The organism is Calditerricola satsumensis (genome assembly GCF_014646935.1).
In the GTDB taxonomy this organism is placed as follows: Bacteria; Bacillota; Bacilli; order Calditerricolales; family Calditerricolaceae; genus Calditerricola; species Calditerricola satsumensis.
The window spans coordinates 43,284-69,148 of the sequence record NZ_BMOF01000001.1; the positions used below are offsets into that span (position 1 = coordinate 43,284).

Below are 25,865 nucleotides of genomic sequence, written 5' to 3' on the forward strand. Positions count from 1 at the left end.
AGGCGGCAAGCCGGTTGTCCGCTCCGCATCTGCGGACTTTTTTTGTGCGCGTTCCGGCACGTTGCCGATCAAGGTGAACGGTTGGGCACGTCGCGCGTTTACCTTAGTGGAGGTGGTGGGGTGGAAAACCGGGACGCGACGCTTGAGCGGCTGGTGCGCGATCACCAGCGGGCCCTCTTTGCGTTTCTGTACCGGATGTGCGGGGATCGCGGCGTGGCGGAGGAGTTGATGCAGGAGACGTTTGTGCGGGCGTTGCGGGCGCTGGCCCGTTACCGGCCAAGCGGTGATGGGCGGGCATGGCTCTTCAGCATCGCCGTTAACCTTGTGCGCGACCGCTGGCGACGGCAGGCGAAGCGGGGCATCATGCTTCCGGTTGAGGAAGCCGAGCTCCGGGCGGCGGATTCCCCGGAGGACGAAACGCTCAAGCGGCTGACGCACCAGCAGGTTCGCCACGCGTTGCTTCGCCTCCCCTGGGAACAGCGCACGGCCATCATCCTACGCTATTACCACGACCTGCGCTACGAGGAGATCGCCCAGGTGATGGCGTGTCCCGTCGGCACGGTTCGCTCGCGCATCCACCACGGACTGGCCCGGCTCAAACGCCTGTTGTCTGCGGAGGTGATCACGCGGTGAACGAGTGGCGCGAGGTGGAGGAGCTCTTGCGGCGCGATTGCGAGGCGGGAGATCCGGAGCCGCCCGATCCGCGCTACACGATTGCGGCGGTGAAGCGTCGTCTGCAAGGGAACAGCAAAACGGAGGAAGCGCGACCAAATGGGTGGCTGTTGATTGCGGCGGGGCTGGGGGTCGCCTTGTGCGCGGGACTCTTGGCCGTGCATCTGGGGCTGGATCCGCGGTGGTTGTGGCTCGCGCCGCTACTGTCCATTCCCGCGTGGCCGATTCTGTTGCGGAAAGGGGTAGAAGAACGATGAGCGGTGAGGGACGGAAGACGATGAAAGCGCGCATCGGGACGATCCTCGTGCAACCCAAGCTCAAGCGGGGATTGGTTTTCTTGATTCTTTTTTGCGTGCTTGTGGCGGTCACGGACTGGTTTGTCCTTCAACATTTGAACCGATCTTCTCTCAGGGAACGTGATGCCTATAGCGAACAATTGTCGGCGATTGAAACGCACATCCGCGAGCACGGGATCACGCCGGAACTGAACCGGATCCTGTCAGCGTTTCCCCCGTCCATGCGGTATCACCGGTTTTATGGCGTGTTTGTACAGGAAAAGCCCCGAACGATTCCGATCGTTGATCAACATGGCAATGTCGTATTACAGGAGGTAAAGGAGGGAGCGAAAAGCCCAAGAATCCTTGCGGCCTATCCGCAAGAGTGGATTGGGAAATTGGCGAAGGATGTTTATCCGAAGGACCCTGCATCCTGGTATGCGCGGAAAACCAGAATGGGAACCGGCATGGGGGTTGAAGTTACGGCTCCTGATGGTCGAAAATATGACATCACGCTCTTGCTGTTGCAAAACCGCCTGCCGTTTTGGGCGGCTGAGCGCGTCTTCCTTCTCGCCGTGGTGCTGGTGTGGGTCAGCCTGGCTGCATGGATCTATGTTGACGCGCGCAGCCGGGTGAAGCCCGCCGCGCCGGCTTGGTTGCTGCTCGGCCTGTTGACCGGTCCCTTTGCCCTGGCCGTCTGGCTCATCATCCGGCCGTCGCCGGCGGCAAACGCGGCGTGCCCGGGATGCGGGGCCGATGCGCCCAAGGATGCGCTCTTCTGCGTCCGCTGCGGGTATGCGCTGCGGGCTGCCTGTCCCGAATGCCGCCGGGCCGTGGGGCAGGATTGGCACTACTGCGCCAGCTGCGGCGCCCATCTGATCGACGATCCCCTCTGAGGAGGCGTGACCATGATCCGGGTGCTCTGCTTGGTGTTGCTCGGATTGGCTGGCTATTTTCTCTACCGTGCACTGGGATTGTGGACAATGCCGGTGGATGGAGATGGAATCGGGCTTTACCTGTTCGGCGTCCTGGAGATCACCGATCGCCTTCCCAACGAGGCCATTCCACAGGCTGCCGCGGTGTTTGCCGCGGTGGGCCTGGCCTGCGGGATGATGGCCGGTTGGCTGTACCGATGGGGGCGGCGGCTCTCGCGGTGAAGCAGCAGAGGGAACGGGATGCCGATGCCTGATTTTACAGTTTCTTTACGCAGGGGATACCCGTTCGACTATGAAAATGGGTGAGGATAGAAAAGCAGGCGGTTTGATCTGCCGTTCCTTGTGTTAGAAGGGGGGAGAAGCGCACGGTGGCCGGCAAGCCGGTCGGACGGGCCGACTACCTGGCCGCGTACCTGAAACGGCGCGAGGCGGAGAATAAGAACACGCTGCTCGTCCACGCCGGCGACATGGTGGGGGCCAGCGCTCCGGTGTCGGCCCTGCTGCAGGACGAGCCGACCATCGAGATCCTGAACCGCCTGGGCTTTGACGTGGGAACGGTCGGCAATCACGAATTCGACGAGGGCGTCGACGAACTGCTGCGCTTGGTGCAGGGCGGGTACCACGAGAAGACGGGTTGGTTTGAAGGGGCCACGTTCCCCTACGTGTGCGCCAACGTGGTGGACCGGGACACCGGGAAGCCGATTCTTCCTTCCTACGTGATCAAGCGCGTCAACGGGATGCCGATCGGCTTTGTCGGCGTGGTGACCACGGAGACGCCGCGCATTGTCATGCCGAGCGCCGTGGCCACCGTGCGCTTTCTCGATGAGGCGGAGGCGATCAACCGCGCGGCGGCGGAGCTGAAAGAGAAGGGCGTTCGCGCCATCGTCGTGCTGGCGCATGTGCCGGGGGCGCAGCTCGGGGTAACCGGCGAACCCTATGGCGAGGTGGTGGAGCTGGCCCGGAAGATCGACGACGAGGTGGATGTCATCTTTGCCGGGCACAGCCACGCGTATCTGAACGCCGTGGTGGACGGCAAGCTGATCGTGCAGGCGTACGCCTACGGGACGGCCTTTGCCGATGTGGACTTGGCCATCGACCCGCGGACAAAGGACGTGGTGGCCAAGCGGGCCGAGATCGTGACGACGTTTCACGAGGGGATGGCGCCAGATCCCGAGATCCGGCGCATGATCGAGGAATACGAAGAACGGGTGGCGCCGATCGTCAATCGGGTCGTGGGGACGGCGACCCACGCCATTACCCGCGAGCAAAACGAGAGCGGCGAGTCGGCGCTGGGCAACCTGATTGCCGACGCGCAGCGGCAGGCCATGCAGACCGATTTCGCCTTCCTGAACCCCGGGGGCATCCGCGCCGATCTCGACGCCGGCGACGTTACGTGGGGCGAGCTCTACACGATCCAGCCCTTCAACAACACCCTGGTGCGCATGACGCTCACCGGCGAGCAGATTCGCCGCCTGCTCAACCAGCAGTGGCAGGAGAATGCCGTGCGGATGCTGCAGGTGTCGGGCTTGCGCTACACGTGGGACGCGGCGCGTCCGGTCGGCGATCGCGTGGTGGACATCTTCCGAGCGGACGGCACGCCCCTCGACCCACAGGGGCGCTATACGGTGACGGTCAACAGCTTTCTCGCCGAGGGGGGCGACGGCTTTACGGTGCTGCGCGACGGCACCGACCGCGTGTACGGCCCCGAGGACATCGAGGCGCTGGTGACGTACATCGAGCGGCTGCCCCAGCCCTTCTCGGCGGCGATCGAGGGGCGGATTCAGCGGGTGAACTCGCGTCGGTGAAGGGAATCCGTCTGCCGGTTTGGCCATAGCAAAAGCCCCCGGATCCGGATTTCCGGGGGCATAGGGCGATGGGAACCCGTTTAGGCGGAAAACACCGCGCGGATGCGCTCCAGCGCCCAGTCGAGTTCGTCCTTGGTGATGACGAGCGGCGGGGCGAAGCGAATCGTGTTTTCGTGGGTCTCCTTGCACAGGAGGCCCTTTTCTTTGAGCTTTTCGCAGTACGGGCGGGCTGGAACGGTGAGTTCCATGCCAACGAGGAGCCCCTTGCCGCGCACTTCCTTGATGTGGGGATGCTGAATCTTCTTCAGCTCGCCCATGAAGTAGGCGCCCAATTCGCGCGCCCGGTCGGCCAGCCGCTCTTCCTCGATGACCTCCAGGGCGGCGATGGCCACGGCGCAGGCCAGCGGGTTGCCGCCGAAGGTCGAGCCGTGGGAACCGGGGTTGAACACGCCGAGGATCTCCTTGTCGGCGGCCACGGCCGAAACGGGGAAGACGCCGCCGCCCAGCGCCTTGCCGAGGATGTAGACGTCGGGCTTGACGTCTTCCCAGTCGCAGGCGAAGAGCTGGCCGGTGCGGCCGAGGCCGGTCTGGATCTCGTCGGCGACGAACAGGACGTTGTGCCGCTTGCACAGCTCGTAGGCTTGGCGCAGGTAGCCGTCCGGCGGCACGATGATGCCCGCCTCGCCCTGGATGGGCTCGACGAGGAAGGCGACGGTGTTGGGGGTGATGGCTTCCTCAAGGGCGCGGATGTCGCCGTACGGAATGATCTTGAAGCCCGGGGTGAACGGCCCGAAGCCTTCGCGGTACGCCTCTTCCGACGAGAAGGAGATGACGGTGATCGTCCGCCCGTGGAAGTTGTTTTCGCAGACGATGATCTCCGCCTGGTTTTCGGGCACGCCCTTCTTCCAGTATCCCCACCGGCGCACGGCCTTGATCGCCGTTTCCACCGCTTCGGCGCCGGTGTTCATCGGCAATACCATGTCCTTGCCGGTCAGGCGGGAGAGCTTTTCGCAGAAGGGACCGAGCTGGTCGTTGTGGAAGGCCCGCGAGGTGAGGGTAACCCGATCCGCTTGTTCCTTGAGTGCGCGGATGATCTTCGGATGGCGGTGCCCCTGGTTCACCGCCGAATAGGCGCTCAGCATGTCCAGGTACCGGTTTCCCTCGACGTCTTCCACCCAGATGCCCTCGGCGCGGGCGATGACGACGGGCAGCGGATGGTAGTTGTGCGCGCCGTAGGTTTCGGTTTGGGCGATGATTCGCTCGGTTTTGCTGGTCATGGCCATCCTGGTTCGTAAAACCTACCTGAATTTCACTTCAGGCAGGGACCCCTCCGAACCAGGCGTTCACCTCCTTTCCAGATTAGGGGTCTGGGCCCGGGAGTCCCACCCGGGGTGCGCACGGGAAGGTCTTCCTTCCCTCTACTCCGGACTCGTCTGCACGGACCGACGGGGGGTTTTCCACCCGCAGAACGGAGTGCGCCGGGGGAGAGGCAGCGAAAGCCGCCACCGCGAGCACCGCTCTGTCAGAGACGCCCTACCGGGTTTGTCCGGACACCCGGCGAAACCGGGTCACCGGAAGGTCAAGGCGAAGATCTTCAGTTCGCGCCAGCAGGAGAAGAAACTTTCCTGCTGCCAGCGGGCAAGCCCGTTGTGCAAACCAAGCCGGGGCTCCAAGCGGTGAAGCGCGGCCTCGACCTTCCGGGTCATCCCGATTCCTTCCCTCGGTAAGAGATCCCCCGTCGGTTTCAGCCGTTCTTTCACCCGAAGCACGAAGTCCCGAACCTCGCGCGTGATACGCTCCCTGAAACCCATGGCCCGCCTGCCGATCACCAGAGCCGCCGCACAGTGAACGGAAACGCCGTATTTCTTTTCGTACTTGAGCCGGCCGATGGTGGAGGTGTGCTGGGGCGGGACTTGTTTGTACCCAACGTTCTCTTTGACCGCCCGCCGCAGGATCGCCATCCTGATCGCCGCATAGGGAAACTGGGAAGCCATGCGGTTAAATGGCTTCTCTGTGTCCATTCTCCCCTTGCTGAAGCCCAGCGCCTCCAGGGCGATGGGTTTTCCGAGTGCTTTGGCGATGTCCACCACCGCTTTGGCCAGCACGCCGATCAGGTACCGGCGCCGGAACCCGGAAGCGTACGCAAGCTCGGGCACCCGGATGTACAGGAAGCCCGAAGGATAGGGGACGATTTGGAATTCCCCGTCGTATTTGCCCAGGTTCTTCGGCGCGGAAACCTGAAATCCTCTCGGCCACGGTTCGGGCAGGCCACGTGAGGATACGTTTGCCATGCAGGCGCCGTCGGGGTTGATGTCGACGGCCAGAACGCCGCGCGAAAAATCCGTCTCCGGATGATCGTCCAGTTCCAGCGCGATGTGAACGCGAAAGCGTCCGTCCAAGCCTCGGATCAGTTCCACGGTGTACGCCCGCTTTTCGGTGAGCCATCCGAGGAGGCGCGCCCGGTGCTTTTCGGGAATCCAGAGCCGGCCAAGGACGCGGGGGGCCCGGCTCATGATCGGACGACCCAGGCGATCGACACCAACCGGTTCCGATAGGTGGGAAAGGGTGACGGCCAGGCGGAATTCGCGCCCGTCAAACGCAATCTTCATGTTGGGGTTGCCGCCTTTGGTGCTGTCGCCGCGGGCGTAAAGCCGGTTCTTTCGGGCCGCCCGCCATTCGTCCCGGGTGGCCTTTCCCTTGCAGACGTTCCGCCAGAGCTTTCTTCCTCCAAAGATCACCGTGGGGGCGGTTCCGTTTTCTTTGTGTTCTCTCAGCTCCTTCAGCCGCTTTTCCAGCACGGAAACGCGGGCCTGTCTTCCCAGGACGGTGCGGTCGAGTGTTTGGATCTCGCCTTCCGGGAGACTTTTCTTTTCGGCCCGGCTCCGTTTCTTCATGGCCCACGCGAGTTTCTTTCTCGCCCTCCGAAGCTTCGCTTCGGTCGTTTCGATCTCCAGCTCCAGAAGTTCTTTCTGCGCATCGATCATACCTTGCGCCTTAAGACGGGCATCGTCGACGTAACGGGAGTTGAGGCCAAAAAGATCCTGGCCTTGCTTTTTGATTTCAGTGCGGGAAAGCCCATTCAAAATCCGCTTGTAAGACCACCGCAGGCAGGCGGAGAAAAGTCGCATCTCGGTGGTCAGGGGATCTTCTTCGCCCCGGGCCCACTTCCGCGATCGAAAGACGGGGGAAACGTCGGGGAAAAATTCCCCGATGATGGTCAGATGAAGGTTCTTCCCCGACATGCTGCATCAGCTCCTGAAAGCCCTGGCGGATTTTCCTTCCCCTTCTGGCGCCGTCGATCCGGGTGGAAAAAGACGTGACGATGGCCAGCAAATCCTGAACCCGCTCCGCATATTCGGCCACCACCCGGTAGCCCAATTCTTTGGCGTAAGCCCGGAGCCTTTCCACTTGCCGCTCGAGCTTTCCCGCTTCGGCCTGCTTTTTCGTCGATACCCGGGCGTAGAGGACGGCCGCATCGGGTTCTGGAAGTTCCATCCCTCCCGGAGACGGTTGGGGTGCACGCCGAGCTCTTTCGCCGCTTCGCGGATGGATAGAAGTTCCATGTTTTTATAGTATCAAGACAGTGAATTTCAGTAAAGAACAGGCTGGTTATTCGTAACTGCTACGAACCTCCTTTGCATGTCCAATCGCTTCTTATTATACAGGGAGTGGCCAAGCCTTTTGCACCCCTTCCCGTCCGTCGCGAGGGGGGACGCATGAGAACGATGGGCTTCGATGATGGGGTGGATGCGAGGAGAAACCCGGCTAAAAACGCGGTCGGGATGCATCCCTTTTTCATATCGACCAACAGACAGGTTTTTTGAAAAGGAGTGGAGATTGTTCAATGAAGATAAGTCTGTCAATTAAAATTTTATTCACCCAAAATAGTAGTAGTTTCCAGAAAAGTATGATAAAATAAAAAACACAGGCAGAATGGGTGGGGGCTCGCCTGCCGCGGTGAACGCCTGCGGGAGGTGAGACGAATGAATCGCGACAATCCCCATGATCTCGCGATTCTTCTGTTGATGCTGCTCTCCCTGGTTGTCGAGATCATTCGACTGGCTTTGAACAAATAACAGGCGCGTTAGTGGCGGCTAACGTGCCTGGACGGCAGGCGAGCATGCCCTTTGCTGCCTACATTATGTCATTTTATGCACGTTCCGTCAATTCATTCGCGCCAATGAGAAAACGGTTGTGGATGGAAACCGAGGAACGGTTCATTCGGGGTCATCCAAAAGGCGAACGTACGCCGGCATCCTCGCCTCGTAGGCGGCAATCTTTGCTTCCTTTTGCAGCGTCAGGCCGATGTCATCAAGGCCGAGCAAGAGCCGTTCGCGACGGTACGGGTCGATGGCGAAGGACGTCTCCCAGCCGCTGTCGTCACGGACGACGCATTGCTCCAGGTCGACGGTGAGCGTATAGCCCGGCGTGGCCTCGGTGCGGCGAAACAGCGCGTCGACGACGTCCTCGTCGAGGACGAGGGGCAAGAGGCCGTTCTGGAAGCAGTTGTTGTAAAAGATGTCGGCGAAGGACGGGGCGATGATGACGCGAAAGCCATAATCCAAAAGGGCCCAGGGGGCGTGTTCGCGCGACGAGCCGCAACCGAAGTTATGGCGGGCGAGGAGGATGCTCGCGCCCTGATAGCGCGGCTGGTTGAGGACGAAATCGGGGTTGGGCGAACCGTCGTCCCGAAAGCGCCAGTCGTAGAAGAGGAACTGGCCGAAGCCGGTGCGCTCGATGCGCTTGAGAAACTGCTTGGGGATGATGGCGTCGGTGTCCACATTCACCCGATCCAGCGGGGCGACAAGGCCGGTGTGGACGCGAAACGGTTGCATGGGCGCTCCTCCTTTCCCGTCATTCGTCGAGATCCCATTCGCGCACGTCGACGAAGTGGCCGGCGATGGCCGCCGCCGCGGCCATGATCGGGCTGACGAGGTGCGTGCGGCCGCCGCGCCCCTGACGCCCCTCGAAGTTGCGGTTGGAGGTGGCGGCGCAGCGCTCGCCGGGGGCGAGGATGTCCGGGTTCATCCCCAGGCACATGCTGCAGCCCGGTTCACGCCACTCGAAGCCGGCCTCCTTGAAGATCCGGTCCAGGCCTTCCGCCTCGGCTTGCCGCTTCACATGCTGCGAGCCGGGGACGACCATGGCCCGCACGCGGGGGTGCACCTTCTTGCCGCGCACGACGCGGGCGGCGGCGCGCAGGTCTTCGATGCGGCTGTTCGTGCAGGAGCCGATGAAGACGCGGTCGATGGGGATGTCGACAATCGGCGTGCCCGGTTCCAGGCCCATGTACTCCAGGGCCCGCTCCGCCGCCTTGCGCTGCGTTTCGATGGGGAAGTCGCTCGGATCGGGCACGACGCCCGTCACCGGAACGCCCATGGCCGGGGTGGTGCCCCAGGTGACCATCGGGGCCACTTCGGAGGCGTTCAGGGTCACGCGGGCGTCGTACGTGGCGCCGGGGTCGGTGGGGAGGGTCTGCCAGGCGGCCAGGGCCTGCTCCCAGGCCGCTCCCTTCGGCGCGTAGCGACGCCCTTCGAGGTAGGCGAAGGTGGTGTCGTCGGGGGCGATCATGCCCGCCCGCGCGCCGGCCTCGATCGACATGTTGCAGACGGTCATCCGTTCTTCCATCGTCAGGGCGCGAATGGCTTCGCCCGTATACTCGATCACGTGTCCGGTGGCGAAGTCGGTGCCGTAGGTGGCGATGAGGGCCAGGATGAGGTCTTTGGCCGTCACGCCGCGGCGCAGGTGGCCGTCGACGCGCACCTCCATCGTCTTGGGCTTGTATTGCGGGAGGCACTGCGTGGCCAGTACGTGCTCCACTTCGCTCGTGCCGATGCCGAAGGCCAGGGCCCCGAAGGCGCCGTGCGTCGAGGTGTGGCTGTCGCCGCACACGATCGTCTTGCCGGGCAGGGTGAGGCCCAGCTCCGGCCCGATGACGTGGACGATGCCCTGGTCGGGGTGGCCCAGGCCGGCGAGGCGGATGCCGAATTCCCGGCAGTTCTTCTCCAGCGTTTCGATCTGCTGCTTGGCGATGGGATCGGCGATGGTGAAGGGATTGTCTGTGGGGACGTTGTGGTCCATCGTGGCGAAGGTGAGGTCGGGACGGCGGACGCGGCGCCCCGCCAGGCGCAACCCTTCAAAGGCCTGCGGCGACGTCACCTCGTGGATGAGGTGCAGGTCGATGTACAGGAGGGCCGGTTTGCCCGGCTCTTCGTCCACAACGTGGGCGTCCCAGATTTTTTCGAACAGGGTCCGCGGCATAGTCGCTCCCCCTCTTCCTTTTGGATGTGGTTCCAACGTAGCATGAGCCCGTGTCATAGTTCAAATATATGGTGTTAATCTTTTTTATTACTTTTGCCTATGAAAACCGGGCGCGGGCGTGGCCCTTGTGCGCCCGAATGCGGTCGACTGCTGCCCACGACGGTGGGATGCGGGGACGCGCGCGTCGTTTCCCGTTGGCGCGCCCCAAGAAGAACCGCTAGAATGAAGAAAAAAGAGTGGGAGGACGGGGGAGACCAGGACCATGCGCACCGTCGTCACGATGGGCGAGCTGCTCATCGACTTTGTGCCCGAGGAAAACGGCCTGCCGCTGGCCGCCGTCCCCGCCTTCCGCAAGGTGCCGGGGGGCGCGCCGGCCAATGTGGCCGCGGCGGTGGCCAAGCTGGGCGGCCGGGCGCGATTTGTGGGGAAGGTGGGAGACGACCCCTTCGGCCATTTTCTGCGCGCCGCCCTCGAGGAAGCGGGCGTCGACACGCGCGCCCTTCTTCTGACCCCGCAGGTGAAGACCACCCTGGCCTTCGTCTCGCTTCGCGCCGATGGGGAGCGCGACTTCCTCTTCTACCGCGATCCGGGCGCCGACACGTTGCTCTCCCCGGAGGAGCTGGACAACGCCTGGCTGGAGGATGCGGCGATCTTTCACTTCGGGTCGGTGTCGCTGGCGGCGGAGCCGGCGCGCAGCGCCACGCGGGAGATGGCCCGCCGGGCGCGCGAGCGGGGGCTCCTCGTCAGCTACGACCCCAATCTGCGCCCCGCCCTGTGGCCGTCGGCAGCGGCGATGCGCGAAGAAGCCGCGTCGGCCGCGGTCCTGGCCGATGTGGTGAAGGTGAGCGAAGAGGAGCTGGAGGCCCTGGCCGGAGACAAAGGGCCGGCGTTCTTTTTCGACCGCGGCGTCTCCCTCCTTGTCGTCACGCGGGGGAAGGACGGCTGCGCGTACCACACCCCCCATGCCGCGGGGGCGGTACCGGGGTTTGCCGTCCACGCCGTGGACACCACCGGGGCCGGCGACGGGTTTGTCGGCGGGCTGCTTTACCAGCTGGCGGCGTGCGCGGCGGCTCGCCCGTGGGAGGATGAGGCGTGGCTCCGCCGCGCGCTGCGCTTTGCCAACGCCGTCGGGGCCCTGGCGACGACGAAGCGGGGGGCCATTCCGGCGCTGCCGACGCACGAGGAGGTTTCGGCGTTCCTTGGCGGGTGACAATCGGTTACAATACATGGGAAACGGGCAAAGGGGTTGGGCCCATGGAATTGCGCCAACTGCGGTACGTTGTGGCCGTCGCCGAGACGCGGCACATCTCCCGCGCGGCGGAGCAGCTGCACATCGCCCAGCCGTCCTTGAGCCAGCAGATCGCCAAGCTCGAGCGGGAGCTGGGCGTGCCGCTCTTCCACCGTCATGCCGGCGGCGTGGAGTTGACCGACGCGGGAGTGCGTTTCGTGGAACGGGCCCGGCGCATTCTCGACCTCGTGGCCGATCTCGAGCGCGAGATGGCCGACGTGGCCGAACTGAAAAAAGGGCGGCTGGTGATCGGCAGCCTGCCCGTGACGGGCGCCCACGTGTTGCCGTGCGTGTTGCCCGCCTTCCGCGCGCGGTACCCGGGGATTGAGGTGCAGCTGGTGGAGGAACCGACAGCCAAGCTGATCGAGCGCGCGGCGCGTGGCCACGTGGACCTGGCCCTGCTGACCCTGCCCCTTGACGCGGAGGCCCTGGCGTGGGAGGTGCTGGGCGAGGAGGAGATTCTCCTCGCCGTGCCGCCGGGCCATCCGCTTGCGCAGCGGGACGAGGTGCCGATCGCCGCGCTGGCCGACGAGCCGTTCATCCTTCTCAAGGAAGGGCAGGGCTTTCGCCAGATCGCCCTCGAGCTCTGCCACCAGGCGGGGTTTGCGCCGCGCATCGTCTTCGAGTCGAGCCACATCGAGACGGTGCAGTCCCTCGTCGCGGCGGGAATGGGCGTGGCCTTCGTGCCGCGCATGGTGGCGCGCAGCGGGTGGGAGGCGTTTCCGCCGGCGTACGTGTGCTTGGCCGAGCGCCCCCATCGCACGTTGGTGCTGGCGTGGCGCAAGGCGGGGTACCGCAGCCGGGCGGCAGAAGCCTTTGTCCGCTTGAGTCGAGCAATGTGGGGAGGAGAGGGGCATGCGGTGGGGGAACCCGGCAACGAAGCGGCACGAGATGGCGGAGCATAAACGGCCGGCGGGGCGGAAGACGAACCGCCCGCTGGTCTTTGGCGCCGTGCTGCTGGCCATGTTCATGGCCGCGGTGGAAGTGACCATCGTCGGGACGGCCATGCCGAGCATTGTCGCCGACCTGGGCGGCTTTGCCCTGCTCGGATGGGTGTTTTCCGCCTATTTGCTCCCCCAGGCCATCAGCATGCCGCTCTGGGGAAAGCTGGCCGACCTCTACGGCCGCAAGCCGGTGTTTGTCGCCGGTACCGGTCTCTTTCTGTTTGGCTCGCTTCTGTGCGGGCTGGCAAGCAGCATGCCGGCGCTGATCGCCTTCCGGGTGGTGCAGGGGTTGGGCGCCGGCGCCGTCCAGCCCATTGCCACGACGCTGGTCGGCGACCTCTACTCCCTGGAGGAGCGGGCCAAAATTCAGGGTTACCTCTCGGGCGTGTGGGGCGTCTCGGCCATCATCGGCCCGGCGCTTGGGGCCCTGTTCGTCGAATACCTGCATTGGTCGTGGGTGTTTTGGGTCAACGTGCCGATCGGGCTTTTGGCCGTGGCGGGGGTGGCCTTTTTCCTGCACGAGGATGTGGCGCGCAAGCCCCACGCCCTGGACTGGCCGGGTGCGGCGCTGCTGCTCGTGTCCGTCGCCGCGCTGATGCTGGCCCTCCTGCAGGGCGGCGCGGCTTGGACGTGGACGTCGCCGCCGAGCCTCGCCCTGCTGGCCGTCTTTGCGTTGGGGGGGCTGCCTTCCTGTGGTGGGAGCGGCGGGCCGCGGAGCCGATCCTGCCCGCTGCCGTATGGCGGCACCGCGTCATCGCCCTGTCCAACGCGGCGTCGCTCACCACCGGCGCGCTGCTCATTGCCGTCTCGTCCTACCTTCCGACCTACGTGCAGGGCGTGCTGGAGCATTCCGCCCTCGTGGCCGGCTTTGCCCTGACGGCGATGTCGATTGGCTGGCCGCTGGCGGCCACGCTGTCCGGCAAGGCCATGATCCGCTTCGGCTTCCGCCCCGTGGCGGTGGTCGGCGGCGTCTTTCTGCTTGTCGGCGCAGCCTTTTTCGTCACGCTGATCCCGCGCCACGGTCCGGTGTGGGCGGCGCTGGGGTCGTTTTTCACCGGCGTGGGCATGGGCTTGGCCACCACCACCTTCGTCGTGGCCGTCCAGAGCAGCGTGGATTGGCACACGCGCGGCGTGGCTACGGCCGCCAACCTGTTCATGCGCGTGCTGGGGGGCACGATTGGCGCGGCGCTGCTCGGGAGCATCCTGAACACCCGCCTGCGCGCCCATCTCGAAGCGGCGGGCATCGCCGGCGCGCAAGACCCTTTGGCCGAAGTGAACCGCCTGTTGGACCCGGCGCAGCGCCTGTCCCTGCCTGCCGAAACGGTGGCGCGCCTGCAGGAGGGGCTGGCCCTCTCGTTGAAAGCGGTCTACTGGGGCACGGCGGTGCTGGCCGCTGTCAGCTTTGCCTTGATCCTGTTTCTGCCGAAGAAGGGGAGGGAAACGTCATGAAGTATCGTCGGCTCGGACGCACGGACCTGAAGGTGTCGGTGATCGGCCTTGGAACCTGGCAGTTTGGCGGCGAATGGGGAAAGACCTTCACCCAAGAAGAGGTGAACGCCATCCTCGGGCGGGCCAAGGAACTCGGCATCAATTTCATCGACACCGCCGAGTGCTACGGCGACCACCTGTCGGAAGCCCTCATTGGCGAAGCGATTCGCGGCGAACGCGACCAGTGGGTCGTCGCGACCAAGTTTGGGCACAAGTTTCACGGCTTTCGCGACCGCACCGAACACTGGTCGGCGGCGGAGGTGCAAAAGCAGCTGGAGGACTCCTTGAAGGCGCTCCAGACGGACTACATTGATCTCTATCAGTTTCACTCCGGGACGGACGAGGTGTTCGACAACGACGAACTCTGGACGATGCTGGACAAAGAAAAGCAGGCCGGGAAGATCCGCTTCCTGGGCATCTCCTTGAACAAGAAAAACAGCATGCACCAGGTGGAAGCGGCCACCCGCGTCGGCGCCGACGTGATCCAGGTCGTCTACAACCGCCTCGACCGACGGCCGGAGGAAGACGTCTTCCCGTCATGCCAGCGCCAAGACCTCGGCGTGCTGGCCCGCGTGCCGCTGGCCAGCGGCTACCTGAGCGGGAAATACCGCCCCGACGCCACCTTCGGCGAGCGCGATGTGCGCCGCTACGACGAGGAGCGGGAGGAGAAGTTGCGCCTGGTGGAGGAGATCCGTCGCACCGAAGTGCCGGAGGGTGTGGACATGGCCCAGTGGGCCCTCGCCTGGTGCCTGCAACATCCGGCCGTCACCTGCGTCATCCCCGGCGTCAAGAGCGTCGAGCAGGTGGAGGCGAACGCCAAGGCGGCGGAGCTCGACCTCGTACGCGACGACCATCCCCAGGCGTGGCGGGAAGCGTAAGCGAGCCGGGAAGGCGACCGACCGAGGTAGTCCGGCCGCGGGGGAGCAGCCTGCATCCCCCGCGGCGCTGTTTTTGAGGGGGGCCGTCGGGACGCAAAAAAGCGCGCCGCGTGCCTCTTCGCACGCGGCGTAACGTATGGGACGCGGGGGGAGCGGGCGCCGTTCGGGAACGTTGGCCCGTAGCGGAAACCGACAGCCGCGCGCGGGCGAAGCTTATGCCCGCGGCCCGGCCGCGCGGATGGCCTCGTCGACGCCCGCGAACTTGGCGAAGTTTTCGGCGAAGCGGCGGGCCAGTTCTCGTGCCTGCCGGTCGTAGGCCTCCTTGTCGGCCCACGTGTTGCGCGGGTCGAGGATTTCGCTCGGTACGCCGGGGCAGCGGTCGGGCACGAGCACGCCGAAGACGGGGTGCGGCGTGAAGGTCGCCGCGTCGAGCTGGCCGGTGATGGCCGCCGTCACCATCGCCCGCGTGTAGGCGAGGTTCATCCGCTGGCCCACGCCGTAGGGGCCGCCCGTCCATCCCGTGTTGACGAGGTAGACGCGCGTGTTGTGGCGGTCGATCTTTTCGCCGAGCATCCGCGCGTACACGTCGGCGGGCAGGGGCAGGAACGGCGCGCCGAAGCAGGTCGAGAAGGTGGCCTGCGGCTCGGTGACGCCGCGCTCCGTGCCGGCCAGCTTGCTCGTGTAGCCGGACAGGAAGTGGTACATGGCCTGCTCGCGCGTCAGCTTGGCGATGGGCGGCAGCACGCCGAACGCGTCGGCGGTGAGGAAGAGGATGACGTTCGGGTGGCCGGCCCGCCCCGGGATGACGGCGCCGGGGATGTGCTCGATCGGGTAAGCGGCGCGGGTGTTTTCCGTCCGCGACGCGTCGTCGTAGTCCGGCCGGCGCGTCGCCGGGTCGATCACCACATTTTCCAGCACGGCGCCGAAGCGGATGGCCTGGTAAATTTGCGGTTCCTTTTCGGCGGACAGGCCGATGCACTTGGCGTAGCAGCCGCCTTCCAGGTTAAAGACGCCGTCGTCCGACCAGCCGTGTTCGTCGTCGCCGATGAGGAAGCGGTTGGGGTCGGCCGACAGGGTGGTTTTGCCCGTTCCGGACAGGCCGAAGAAGAGGGCCACGTCGCCACCCGGCCCCACGTTGGCCGAGCAGTGCATGGGCAAGACGCCGTGTTCGGGCAGCAGCGCGTTCATCACGCTGAAGATGGACTTCTTGATCTCCCCGGCGTACTGCGTGCCGACGATGAGCACGAGGCGCTTTTCGAAGCTGATGCCGACAAACACTTCCGAGTTCGTGCCGTGGACGGCGGGGTTCGCCTGATAGCCGGGCGCGGAAATGACGGTGAAGGCCGGGCGGTGGGTGGCCAGCTCTTCCGGCGTCGGGCGGAGGAACAGCTGGCGGGCGAAGAGGTTGTGCCAGGCCGTCTCCGTCACCACGCGCAGGGGGAGCCGGTAGGACGGGTCCGCGCCGGCGAAGCCGTCAAACACGAACAGCTCGCGCCCTTTCAGGTACGCGAGGACGTCGGCCAGCAGCCGGTCAAAGGCTTCCGGTGCGAAGGGCTGGTTGACGGGCCCCCAGGCGATGCGGTCGCGCATCGACGGCTCGTCGACGATGAACTTGTCTTTGGGGGAGCGGCCCGTGTATTTCCCGGTGGTGACGGCGAGCGCGCCATCCGCCGTCAGAAGCCCCTCCCCGCGCTGGATGGCCTGCTCCACAAGGGCCGCCGCGGAGAGGTTGGCGTACACGGTGCTTTCGGCCAGCACCTCGTCGAGGGAGTGTTTGACGGTTTGGGTGTCCATACGATCGTTCCTTTCCGTTAGAGTGTTGCGGATAAAAGCGGATGGCCACGTCTGGAAGGGAAACGTCAAATGGCCATCACAACAACGCCAATCTCGCTAAACAGTATAGCACATTTAGCGGAATCGTCCATCCTTTCTCCGCCTATGACAACAAACTGTAAACGTTCGAAATTCCCTTTGACGACATGCTGGCTATGTCGGCCGGGCTGATCGGCGTTTTGCCGCCCAGACCAGGAAGACCATGGGATAGACTGCAAAGAGCAGGGCTGAGGCGCGATACATCGCCGCGAAGCCGATTTGGCTGGCAAAGGGGCCCAGGAGCATGGCACCGCCACCGATGCCCAGGTCGAAGGCGGAATAGAATGTGGCCGTGGCCGCCCCCCGCTTGTGAAGGGGCACACGTTGGATCAGCCAGGCCTGCAACGTGGGCTGGATGCTGCCGAAGGCGATGCCGTACAGCATGCCGGCCCACACCAGGTCGCGCGAAGTTGCGGCATGGGACAGCGCGAGCAGTCCCGCGAAGCCGAAGCCTGCGCCGGGGACGAGGACCCAGAACGGACCTTTCCGGTCGTGGAGAATGCCGGCGATGGGGCGGGCGACGAGCAAAAACAGAGCGTTGACCGTGAAAAACAACCCGACGTTGGCGATTCCGATCTCGTTTCCGAACAGCGGAAGAAAGGTGATGATTCCTCCGTAGGTGAAGGTCATGAGCATGACGAGAATGGAGGGGAACAGCGCGCTGCTCTCGAATAAACCGGCCCACAACGGCGGCTTCGCCATGGCGGTCTCGCTTTTCAGCAGGGGTGGAATGCGCACCACCTGGCCCAAGGCCAGGGAGGTCAGCGTGCTTGCGGCTGCGAGCAGAAACAGGACGCCGGGACCGAACCGGTTGAGGATCCATATGCCCAACAGCGGGCCGACGGCCATGGCCAGCGTGGTGGAAAAACCGAAGTACCCCATCCCTTCCCCCCGCCGGGAGGGCGGAATCAGATCGGATGCCATCGTCCCGAAGGCGGTGGTGGACAAGCCCCATCCGATGCCGTGCAGAACGCGCAGCGCCAGGATGTGGTGAACGGAGGCGGCCCACCCATATCCAGCGATGGCCAGCAGGTTGAGGAGCAGGCCGGCCACCAGAACCTTCTTGCGTCCCGTCCGGTCGAGCGCTGCACCGGCGAACGGGCGAATGAGCAGGGCGAAAACGGTGAACAAGCCGGTGACGAGGCCGACGTCCGTCTGGTTGCCCCCATGGTGGGATATGTAAAGGGGGATGGTGGGGACGAGCATTTGAAAACCGAAAAATTGGAAAAGATTGGCCAGCGAAAGCAGGACAAAATCTTTTGTCCAAAGTTTTTCTTTCAATTGCTTCACAGATTGGCCCATCTTTGCACCTCTTCCATCATTTCCGAGGGTTCGCGTGGATCTCCCTTCTGCTCCGGCGGGGCGGGACGGGACGGGCGAAAACGGCTTGTCGGCCTTTCTTGGCGGCGAAAGGGGCGATGGTTGGTGGCGCGCTCGTCTTGCCTATTGTATTCCCGTATCTTCCGTTTCATCAACCGCTGCCCTTTGCCGTGTTCACCCGGTCGCCGGGCTGGCAGCGGATGCGAAAAAGCGAAACGGCTGCCGACCGAGCGTGGTCGACAGCCGTGGCCGTGGTTAGCGATTGGCCTTGAGTGCGGCGGCGATGCGGGCCACGCGCTCGCCGAGGCGGGCGGCCATGGTTTTCTCCCGCTCGTCCGGCATGCGCGAGCCGTCCGGGCCGGCCAACGTTGAGGCGCCGTAGGGCGTCCCGCCGATGCCCTCGGCGGTGAGCTGTTCCGGGTTTTCGCCGTACGGCAGGCCGACGTAGATCATGCCGAAGTGGAGGAGCGCCACCAAGGTGGTGAGGAGGGTCGTCTCCTGGCCGCCGTGGATGGAACCGGTGCTCGTGAAGACGGCCGTGGGTTTGCCTTCCAGCGCGCCGCTGGCCCACAAGGCGCCGGCGGTGTCGAGGAACTGCTTCATCTGGGCCGGCATCACACCGTAGCGGGTGGGCACGCCCCAGATGATGCCGTCGGCCCACTTCAGGTCGTCATGGGTGGCCTCGGGGATGTCCTTCTGCGCCTCTTGCGCCTTCACGTAGGCCTCCTGCGCCGACATGGCCTTCCGGGCCGCTTCGAATTCCGGCACCTTGGCGATTTTCACGTTGGCGCCGGCGCGCTTGGCCCCTTCGGCGACGGCCTTGGCCATCTCAAAGATATGGCCATAGGCGCTGTAGTAGACGACAAGGATGTTGGGATTGGCCATCTGCGGTTCACTCCTTTTGCCAAAGAGTCGTTGCCACCAGGTGGGCATGGCGCGTTCCTCCTGGTCGGGAATGCATGCGGGAGGGGGCTGGTGAATATCTCGAATTTGAACATCTCGATTTCGAGATAATTGTACCCCGGGGTGCGCGGGCGCGTCAAGGGGTCCGCCCAGCATTTGACCGAACCCTTTCCTTCGAATAGAATGTTCCCACAGCAATGTTTTCTATGCGCAAACGTGTCGGCAAGCGCGTGTGCGCCTCGAGAGGGAACCCCGCCATTCCAAGAGGCGAAGCGTTGGCAAGGAGTGGACGCGATGACCCGACTGCCGGCGGAGACGGAGCGCGCGTTGCACCTGTTCCGCGTGCTCGTGCGCGCCCACCGCAGCGTGGTGGAACATTCGGTTCGTGACATCAAGTCCCACGGGCTTAACCCGACGGAATTTGCCGTGCTGGAGCTTTTGTACCACAAGGGCCCGCAGCCGCTCCAGCGCATTGCCACGAGCATTTTGCTCGCCAGCGGCAGCGTGACGTATGTGGTGGACAAGCTGGAGAAGAATGGCATGCTGCGGCGGGAAGCCTGCCCGACGGACCGCCGCGTCGTGTACGCCGTGCTGACCGACCAGGGCAGGGCCCTCTTGGAGCGCATCTTTCCCGCCCACGCCGAAGCCATTCGCCGCGCGGTGGGCGGACTGTCGGCCGACGAGCAGGAGACGCTGATCGCGCTCCTGAAACGGATGGGCTTGCACGCCCAGCGCCTGCTCGACGAGGCGGGCGCGAGGAAAGGTTGAGGCGCCACCATGGTGACGCATATCGTGAGCAAAGGAGAAAGCGGCAAGAAGCTGCATCGCTTGCTGCGCCACCTGCTGCCGAATATGCCCCTCGGACGGCTGTACAAGCTGATCGACAAGGGGCTCGTGCGGGTGAACGGCAAGCGCAAGAAGAAGGACTACGCCGTGGCCGAGGGCGACGTGCTCACCTTTTTCATGGCGGAGGAGGAGTTTCGTCAGGCGGCATCCGGCCCGCGCCGACCGAAATTCATCGGCGTGCCAACGGACCTTGACGTGGTGTACGAGGATGACGCGCTCCTCGTGATCAACAAGCCCCCGGGTCTTTTGGTTCATCCCGACCGGACGGAGTACAAGAACACGCTCATTGCCCGCGTGCATGCCTACCTGTACCGAAAGGGCGAACTGGATAGCCGGGTCTTTTTGCCCGCGGCGGCAGGCCGCCTGGACCGCAATACGAGCGGGCTGGTCCTCATCGGCAAGACGGCGGGGATGCTCCATCAGCTCAACCGGTGGCACCAGGAGCGGGCCATCGGCAAGGTCTACCTGACCGTGGTGGAAGGGACGCCGCCGGCGGAAGGGGAGATTCGCCGCGCCCTCGTGCGCGACCCGGATGCCAACCGGACCTGCGTGGCTTCCGGCGGCAAGGAGGCGGTCACGCGCTACCGCGTGCTTGACGCGCGGGGCGGGTATGCGCTGGTGGAGGTGGAGCTCGTCAGCGGGCGCACGCACCAGATCCGCGCCCACTTTCAGAGCATTGGCCATCCGCTGCTTGGGGACGTCAAGTATGGTGGACGGCCGGCCTTTGGGGTGAACCACCAGCTGCTGCACGCCTGGCGCGTGACGTTGCCCGACGGCCGCGCGTTTGTGGCGCCGCTGCCGGATCGTTTCGCCCGTGTGGTGCAGGCCATCGGCTTGCGCGTGCCGGAGGAGGAGGGAACCCGATGATGGACCGCATCGCGCTGGAAGGCATGGTCTTTTACGGGTACCACGGGGTGTATCCCGAAGAGCGGCGGCTCGGCCAGCGCTTTGTCGTCGACCTGGTCCTGGGCGTCGACTTGCGTGAGGCCGGGCGGTCCGATCGCCTTGAGGCCAGCGTCGATTATGTCCAGGTGTACCGGGATGTGCGCGCCGTGGTCGAGGGCGAGCCGTATCGGCTCCTGGAAGCGGTGGCCGAGCGCATTGCCCAGGTGGTTCTTGCCCGTTACCCGCGCGTGGTACGGGTCACGGTGACGGTGAAGAAGCCGGCGGTGCCCCTGCCCGGCCCGTTGGCCCACGCAGCGGTAACCCTGTCACGAACGCGGGAAGACATCCTGCCGCGGGAAGGCATGGCCGGCGAGGACGAACGCGAAGCGGAGGCGAGGGGATGAAGGCCGAAAGAGGATGCCGTGCGGCGGCGCGCACCCTTGACAAGTGGTACGAATGCAGTTTTCGCGAGGACTACCTGCTCGTTTACCGCCACCGTGACAAGGCGGCGGCGGAACGGGAACTGGGGGCGCTCCTCGACTTCTTGAACCTGCCGTCCGGATCTCGGGTGCTGGACGCCTGCTGCGGCACCGGGCGGCACAGCGTCGTCCTCGCGCGGCGGGGCTACCGCGTGGTGGGGGTGGACCTTTCGGAGGTCTTGCTCGCCCGCGCGCGGGCGAACGCCGCCGGACTGCCCGTGCGGTTTGTGCGCCAGGACGTGCGCATGTTGGACGTGGGCGGCGATTTTGACGCCGTCTTCAACCTGTTTACCAGCTTCGGGTATTTTTCCGATGCCGACAACCAACGGGCCCTCTGCCGCATGGCGCGGGCGCTTCGACCCGGTGGCGTCTTCGTTCTCGATTACTTGAACCCTGCCTACGTGCGGCGGACGCTCGTTCACCGGTCCGTGCGGACGGTCGAAGGCACACGCATTGAAGAGACGCGGGCGATCGTCGACGCGCCGGTGCCGCGCGTGGAGAAAACCATTGTCGTCGCCGATTCTCGCGGCACTCGCACCTATCGGGAATCGGTGCGCCTCTATTCCCCAGTGGAAATGTCCCGCCTGCTGGAGAACGCCGGTTTGCGTATCCGGTATTGGTTTGGCGACTACACCCTCACCGCCTACGACGAGGCCCGCTCGCCGCGCATGATCGTGGTGGCGGAGCGGATGGGATCGGGTGCGCCAGCGGGCGGGGGCACAGTCGAACGGAACGAGGGCGATAGGGGAGGGAAGGACGTGTGATCCCTGCAGGGTTGTGGGCGATCAGCGCGCTGATCGGCGCCGCCTTTACGGTGCGCATCGGGATCCGGTTCTGGCGCACGGGCAAGCCGCATCATGCCGCCTGGTTCGTCGGGTTTGCACTGTACACCTTCACCGCGCTGGCCAGCGCGCTCGCCTACTTGGTGGGCTGGAACCCGTGGTTGTACAAGCTGTGGTATGTGGCCGCGGCGGCTTTGGTGGCCTTCCTCGGAGCTGGGGAGCTGTATTTTTTGGTTCGGCCGCGGTGGGTTCACGCCTTTTTGGGGGCGATGGTCCTCGTGACGCTGACCATGCTGGGGAAGACCCTGACCGCGCCCGTCGACGTCTTGCGCCTTGAGGCCGGCGGCGAGATCGGCGGCGAGGCCTTGCCCGGGAGCGTGCGCCTCTTTTCGCCTCTTCTCACCGTTCCCGGCAGCCTGGCACTGATCGGCGGGGCGCTGTGGTCCGGGCTGCGCCACCGATCGGCTGCCGGCCTGTGGGTGGCGGCGGGTGCGCTCATCATGGCCAGCGGTGGCCTGCTGACGCGACTCGGGTTTGCGGAGCTGTTGCCGGTGGCCAATTCCGTCGGCGTGATCCTGCTCTATGCCGGATACGCCCTCGCCGGCGCCCACCAGCAGGAACGCGAAACGGTGCCGGAGAAGACGGCCGGATGACGTGTGCCGAAGCGCGAAAGAAGTGCGGCAACCCGATACAGGCGGGGGCATGGCCAGGCGGGGGCATGGCCCCCGCGTTTTCGTTGCGGCAGACGGCGATGTGAAGGAGGCGATGGGGATGACGGTCTTTCTCGGACCGGACGCCTTCGCCGACGTGGCGGAGGCGACGCGGCGGGAGTGGCTGGAGACGAACGGCTTGGGCGGCTACGCCATGAACACAGTGGGCCAGATGCCGACGCGCAAGTATCACGGGTACCTGACGGCGTCGCTGCGTCCGCCGACGGACCGGGTGAATCTCGTCCCGCACCTGGAGGAGGCGCTGTGGGTCGACGGTCGGCCGCACCGGCTGTCCGGCGCCTTTGTTCCGGGCGGGATGGAGACCCCTGAACTGGCGTGCTTTCGCCAGTTCGCCCTGACCCCCTTTCCGACGTGGACCTTCGCTGTGGGCGACGTGACGGTGGTCAAGCGCGTGGCCATGGTGCACGGCGAAAACGCCACGGTGGTCGCCTATCGCGTGATCGGCGGCGCGGGCCGCTCCGTGGCGTTGACCGTGCGCCCGCATGTGGCTGGCCGCGATCATCACGCCACCCTCGCGCCGGAGGAAGGGCGGTTTTCCGTTCACCTGCAGCCGACGGGGGACGGATTTGTCCTGGCCGTGCGCCTTGAGGTGCTGGAGAAGGCGGCCCTCCTTCTCGCCACCCGCGGAACCTTTGACGCGCATCCCGAGCGGCGCAAGCTGCGCTATCCCGAGGAGGAGCGGCGCGGCGAGGGCGGCCATGTGGAGGCGTGCTGGGTGCCGGGGACGTGGCGCGCCGAGCTGCGCGACGGGGACGAGGTGCACCTGGTGCTGGCCCTTGGCGACGGCGCGGCGGATTCGGCGCGCGCGGCGGCGGAGGCCTACGCCGATCCAACCACGCTCGTGGAAGCGGAAGCGGCGCGGCGCGCCCGTCTGGCCGAGGCGGCGGGCTTTGCCCATCCGCTGTGGCGCCGCCTGGCGGTGGCCGCCGACCAGTTCCTCGTGTTCCGCGAGACCACCGGCACGACGAGCGTCATCGCCGGGTACCCCTGGTTCAACGATTGGGGGCGCGATGCCCTCATCGCCCTGCCCGGATTGACGCTGGCCGTGGGGCGGCCGGAGGTGGCGCGCGAGATCCTCCTCACCTATGCCCGGCACGTGCGTGACGGACTCATCCCCAACATGTTCGCCGACCGCGGGGAGGAGCCGCTGTACAACGCGGTGGACGCCCCGCTGTGGTTCTTTGAGGCGGCGGCCAAGTACTGGAAGCACACCGGCGACGGCGCGTTCCTGCGCGACCACCTCCTCGACGCGATGAGCCAGATCGTGCATGGCTACCTCAAGGGCACGCGCCACGGCATCCGCGTCGATGCCGACGGCCTGGTGCGGGCCGGGGAGCCGGGGGTGCAGCTGACGTGGATGGACGCCAAGGTGGGCGATTGGGTGGTGACGCCGCGCGGCGGCAAGCCGGTGGAAGTGCAGGCCCTGTGGTACAACGCCCTGCGGATCATGGGGGCCCTCTCCCGCGCCTGCGGCCAGGAGGATCCCTTTACGGCCCTGGCCGAAAAAACGAAGGCCTCCTTTGAGGAGGCCTTCTGGAACGAAGAGGGGGGGTACTTGTACGACGTCGTCGGCGACGGCGGCGAGAAGGACCCTGCGCTGCGCCCCAACCAGATCTTCGCCGTGTCCCTGACCTACCCGATCTTGCCGCCCGACAAGCAGCGCCGCGTCGTCGACGCCGTTTGGCGACACCTGCTCACGCCGTACGGGCTGCGCACCCTCGCCCCGCACGACCCGCAGTACCGCGGGACGTACGGGGGCGACCGCTGGGCGCGCGACGCGGCGTACCACCAGGGAACGGTATGGCCGTGGCTGCTTGGGCCCTTCATCCGCGCCTTCCTGCGCGTCTACGGCGACGATCCGGCCAAAGTGGCCCTGACCCGCTCCTGGCTGGAGGGCTTTGCCGCCCACCTGGCCGACGCCGGTGTGGGCAGCGTGTCCGAGGTGTTTGACGGCGACTTCCCCCACCGTCCCGGCGGCTGCATCGCCCAGGCGTGGAGCGTGGCCGAACTCTTGCGGGCGTGGGTGGAGGACGTCAGTCCGGCCAGCGCCAGCCTTTCGGATAGTGGTTTTTGAGCTGGCCGCCGACCTGCTTTCCCCAACCGAGCGGAAAGCCGTCGACGGTGACCACCGTCCAGCCGGCCTCGCCCGCCCGGGTCAGCGGCTCGCCGCGCAGATAGGCCCGCACGGCCGGGTCGTCGGCGGCGAAGTCGGCGCGCCGGCGGAAGGCGTCGCCCGGCAGGCCGAGGGCGAGCACATGCCCCGGTTCAAAGCGGTCCTTCTTCACCGCGCCGAGGGGCCAGCCAAAACGGACGATGCGCAGCCCGCCGAGGTCGGGCAGCGTGTCGTGGTCGTCGGGCAGGCGGTACAGGAAGGCGCCAACCAGGGCGAAGTCTCCGTCGACGGTCCGCGTCAGGGCCTCGCCTTCAAAGCGCCGGTACAGGGCGACGGCGTCGGCCACGGCGCCGGTTGGGCGCGGGCGCATGCGGCGCCGGCTGTCCGCGGCAGCTTCAGCTTCGGGCTCCGGTTCACCTGCATCCGGGCGCTTTTCCAGCAGGGCGAGGAAATGCCCTTCGCCGCGCACGCGGTGGGGCCACAGGCGCATGGCGCGCGCGAGGGCAGGGCGGCCGTCCGCCCATTCCGGGCGGCCCGGCGCGAAATGGGGCGCCGGCGGCGGGGCCACCAGGTCAAAGGCCGGGTGTTCGTCCAGGAATTGGGCGATGACCCGCTCGTTCTCCTCGGGGGCGAAGGTGCAGGTGGAGTAGACGAGCCGTCCGCCGGGGCGCAGCATGGCCGCCGCGCTGCGCAAGATGGCCAGCTGCCGCCGGGCGTGGGGCTCAAGCTGCTTTTCGTCCCACTCCTTGATCGTGTCCGGGTCTTTGCGGAACATGCCTTCCCCCGAGCAGGGCGCGTCCACCAGGATGCGATCGAAAAAGGCGGCAAAGCGCGCCTCGAGCCGGTCGGGGGACTCGTTCAGCACGAGGGTGTTTTTCACCCCGAACCGTTCCAGGTTGACCACCAGGGCCTTGACGCGCGCCGGGTGAATCTCGTTGGCCACGAGCAGGCCCTGGTCGCCCATGCGCTGGGCCAGGTGCGTCGTCTTGCCGCCGGGGGCGGCGCACAGGTCGAGCACGCGCTCGCCGGGCTGCGGGTCGAGGAGGACCGCCGCGGCCATGGCGCTGGGCTCCTGCAGGTAGTACAGCCCGGCGGCGTGATAGGGATGCTTGCCGGGCTGGGCCGCTTCGTCGCAGGAGAAGCCTTCCGGACACCACGGCACCGGGGCAAGGGAAAGCCCCAGGCGGCGCGCCAGCTCGTCCGGGGCGATCTTCAGCGTGTTGACGCACAGGCCGTGGGTGCGCGGCTTTCGGTAGCTGGCCACAAAGGCTTCGAATTCCGCCGGGCCCAAGAGTGCGCGCATGCGCTGAAGAAAGGCGGGAGGGAGTTTCGTTTCCACCCAAACCGCTCCTTTCGCATCGGAAAAAGAACTATAGGGGAGCGCTGAA

23 protein-coding genes and 2 pseudogenes are annotated in these 25,865 nt (G+C 65.6%); 16 read left to right on the top strand and 9 right to left on the bottom strand.

All coding sequences use genetic code 11. The annotated features are described in order from the left end of the window. The first annotated feature begins 120 nt into the window (after positions 1–120). The 5 genes and pseudogenes from IEX61_RS00245 to IEX61_RS00265 all read left to right on the top strand — a co-directional run. The gene (locus tag IEX61_RS00245; protein WP_054669723.1) at positions 121–633 is read left to right on the top strand and encodes an RNA polymerase sigma factor; all 513 of its coding nucleotides are present in this window, start codon (positions 121–123) and stop codon (positions 631–633) included. Further along, positions 630–929 carry a hypothetical protein gene (locus tag IEX61_RS00250; protein ID WP_054669728.1) on the top strand — a complete coding sequence of 100 codons (300 nt, stop codon included), beginning with the start codon at positions 630–632 and terminating at the stop codon, positions 927–929. Before IEX61_RS00245 ends, IEX61_RS00250 begins: the two co-directional genes overlap by 4 nt. A 20-nt stretch (positions 930–949) precedes the next feature. Then, positions 950–1,843 carry a zinc ribbon domain-containing protein gene (locus IEX61_RS00255; RefSeq protein WP_188816481.1) on the top strand — a complete coding sequence of 298 codons (894 nt, stop codon included), beginning with the start codon at positions 950–952 and terminating at the stop codon, positions 1,841–1,843. Positions 1,844–1,855: 12 nt separating this feature from the next. Beyond that, positions 1,856–2,104, top strand: a complete 249-nt coding sequence (locus IEX61_RS00260; RefSeq protein ID WP_054669735.1) for a hypothetical protein — start codon at positions 1,856–1,858, stop codon at positions 2,102–2,104. A 140-nt stretch (positions 2,105–2,244) separates the two neighbouring features. After that, positions 2,245–3,687, top strand: a pseudogene (locus IEX61_RS00265) (bifunctional metallophosphatase/5'-nucleotidase); the annotation flags it as partial. An 80-nt stretch (positions 3,688–3,767) separates the two neighbouring features. Here IEX61_RS00265 and IEX61_RS00270 read toward each other — a convergent pair. From IEX61_RS00270 to leuC, 5 genes are all read right to left on the bottom strand, one after another. After that, entirely contained in the window at positions 3,768–4,964 is a 1,197-nt protein-coding gene (locus tag IEX61_RS00270; protein WP_054669739.1) for an ornithine--oxo-acid transaminase, read from the bottom strand. Positions 4,965–5,255: 291 nt separating this feature from the next. Next, complete coding sequence (locus IEX61_RS00275; RefSeq protein ID WP_505650466.1) at positions 5,256–6,815, bottom strand: SSO2105 N-terminal domain-containing protein; 1,560 nt, start codon at positions 6,813–6,815, stop codon at positions 5,256–5,258. Then, positions 6,748–7,182 carry a recombinase family protein gene (locus IEX61_RS12285; protein ID WP_218185346.1) on the bottom strand — a complete coding sequence of 145 codons (435 nt, stop codon included), beginning with the start codon at positions 7,180–7,182 and terminating at the stop codon, positions 6,748–6,750. The genes IEX61_RS00275 and IEX61_RS12285 overlap by 68 nt, the downstream gene beginning before the upstream one ends. A gap of 722 nt (positions 7,183–7,904) precedes the next feature. Further along, positions 7,905–8,522 (bottom strand): 3-isopropylmalate dehydratase small subunit, encoded by a 618-nt coding sequence (leuD, locus tag IEX61_RS00285; protein ID WP_188816484.1) that lies wholly within the window; start codon positions 8,520–8,522, stop codon positions 7,905–7,907. Positions 8,523–8,541: 19 nt separating this feature from the next. Beyond that, positions 8,542–9,948 carry a 3-isopropylmalate dehydratase large subunit gene (gene leuC, locus IEX61_RS00290; protein WP_188816485.1) on the bottom strand — a complete coding sequence of 469 codons (1,407 nt, stop codon included), beginning with the start codon at positions 9,946–9,948 and terminating at the stop codon, positions 8,542–8,544. 262 nt (positions 9,949–10,210) lie between these two features. On the opposite strand from leuC, the gene IEX61_RS00295 reads away from it, so the two are divergent. The 5 genes and pseudogenes from IEX61_RS00295 to IEX61_RS00310 all read left to right on the top strand — a co-directional run bounded on the left by IEX61_RS00295 (position 10,211) and on the right by IEX61_RS00310 (position 14,546). Then, positions 10,211–11,158, top strand: coding sequence for a PfkB family carbohydrate kinase (locus IEX61_RS00295; protein WP_188816486.1), 948 nt, complete (start codon positions 10,211–10,213; stop codon positions 11,156–11,158). A gap of 44 nt (positions 11,159–11,202) precedes the next feature. Next, positions 11,203–12,141: a LysR family transcriptional regulator gene (locus IEX61_RS00300; protein WP_083463152.1), complete on the top strand. Its 939-nt coding sequence runs from the start codon at positions 11,203–11,205 to the stop codon at positions 12,139–12,141. 100 nt (positions 12,142–12,241) lie between these two features. Beyond that, a pseudogene (locus IEX61_RS12670) lies at positions 12,242–12,745 on the top strand (MFS transporter); the annotation flags it as partial. Between the two features lie 65 nt (positions 12,746–12,810). Next, on the top strand, positions 12,811–13,629 hold the full coding sequence (locus IEX61_RS12675; protein ID WP_308423708.1) for an MFS transporter: 819 nt from the start codon (positions 12,811–12,813) through the stop codon (positions 13,627–13,629). Next, positions 13,626–14,546 (top strand): aldo/keto reductase, encoded by a 921-nt coding sequence (locus IEX61_RS00310; RefSeq protein WP_054670539.1) that lies wholly within the window; start codon positions 13,626–13,628, stop codon positions 14,544–14,546. The genes IEX61_RS12675 and IEX61_RS00310 overlap by 4 nt, the downstream gene beginning before the upstream one ends. A gap of 213 nt (positions 14,547–14,759) precedes the next feature. On the opposite strand, the gene pckA is transcribed toward IEX61_RS00310, so the two are convergent. From pckA to wrbA, 3 genes are all read right to left on the bottom strand, one after another. Further along, on the bottom strand, positions 14,760–16,340 hold the full coding sequence (pckA, locus tag IEX61_RS00315) for a phosphoenolpyruvate carboxykinase (ATP) (protein WP_188816487.1): 1,581 nt from the start codon (positions 16,338–16,340) through the stop codon (positions 14,760–14,762). Positions 16,341–16,532: 192 nt separating this feature from the next. Beyond that, a complete protein-coding gene (locus IEX61_RS00320; RefSeq protein ID WP_188816488.1) occupies positions 16,533–17,720 on the bottom strand; it encodes an MFS transporter in 1,188 nt (395 codons plus the stop codon). Between the two features lie 273 nt (positions 17,721–17,993). Beyond that, positions 17,994–18,623, bottom strand: a complete 630-nt coding sequence (wrbA, locus tag IEX61_RS00325; RefSeq protein WP_054670543.1) for an NAD(P)H:quinone oxidoreductase — start codon at positions 18,621–18,623, stop codon at positions 17,994–17,996. 312 nt (positions 18,624–18,935) lie between these two features. Between wrbA and IEX61_RS00330 the strand changes: the two genes are divergently transcribed. From IEX61_RS00330 to IEX61_RS00355, 6 genes are all read left to right on the top strand, one after another. Next, positions 18,936–19,409, top strand: coding sequence for a MarR family winged helix-turn-helix transcriptional regulator (locus tag IEX61_RS00330; protein ID WP_054670547.1), 474 nt, complete (start codon positions 18,936–18,938; stop codon positions 19,407–19,409). Positions 19,410–19,418: 9 nt separating this feature from the next. Continuing rightward, complete coding sequence (locus tag IEX61_RS00335) at positions 19,419–20,354, top strand: RluA family pseudouridine synthase (protein ID WP_054670551.1); 936 nt, start codon at positions 19,419–19,421, stop codon at positions 20,352–20,354. Further along, entirely contained in the window at positions 20,351–20,776 is a 426-nt protein-coding gene (gene folB / locus IEX61_RS00340) for a dihydroneopterin aldolase (RefSeq protein ID WP_308423706.1), read from the top strand. Before IEX61_RS00335 ends, folB begins: the two co-directional genes overlap by 4 nt. After that, positions 20,773–21,615, top strand: coding sequence for a class I SAM-dependent methyltransferase (locus IEX61_RS00345; RefSeq protein ID WP_188816489.1), 843 nt, complete (start codon positions 20,773–20,775; stop codon positions 21,613–21,615). Before folB ends, IEX61_RS00345 begins: the two co-directional genes overlap by 4 nt. Beyond that, positions 21,612–22,286: a hypothetical protein gene (locus tag IEX61_RS00350; protein ID WP_054672967.1), complete on the top strand. Its 675-nt coding sequence runs from the start codon at positions 21,612–21,614 to the stop codon at positions 22,284–22,286. Before IEX61_RS00345 ends, IEX61_RS00350 begins: the two co-directional genes overlap by 4 nt. A 118-nt stretch (positions 22,287–22,404) precedes the next feature. Continuing rightward, complete coding sequence (locus tag IEX61_RS00355) at positions 22,405–24,438, top strand: amylo-alpha-1,6-glucosidase (RefSeq protein WP_188816490.1); 2,034 nt, start codon at positions 22,405–22,407, stop codon at positions 24,436–24,438. Here the strand turns inward: IEX61_RS00355 and IEX61_RS00360 are convergent. Continuing rightward, complete coding sequence (locus IEX61_RS00360; RefSeq protein WP_188816491.1) at positions 24,398–25,816, bottom strand: RsmB/NOP family class I SAM-dependent RNA methyltransferase; 1,419 nt, start codon at positions 25,814–25,816, stop codon at positions 24,398–24,400. The two genes, IEX61_RS00355 and IEX61_RS00360, sit on opposite strands and share 41 nt — an antisense overlap. Between the last annotated feature and the right edge of the window lie 49 nt (positions 25,817–25,865).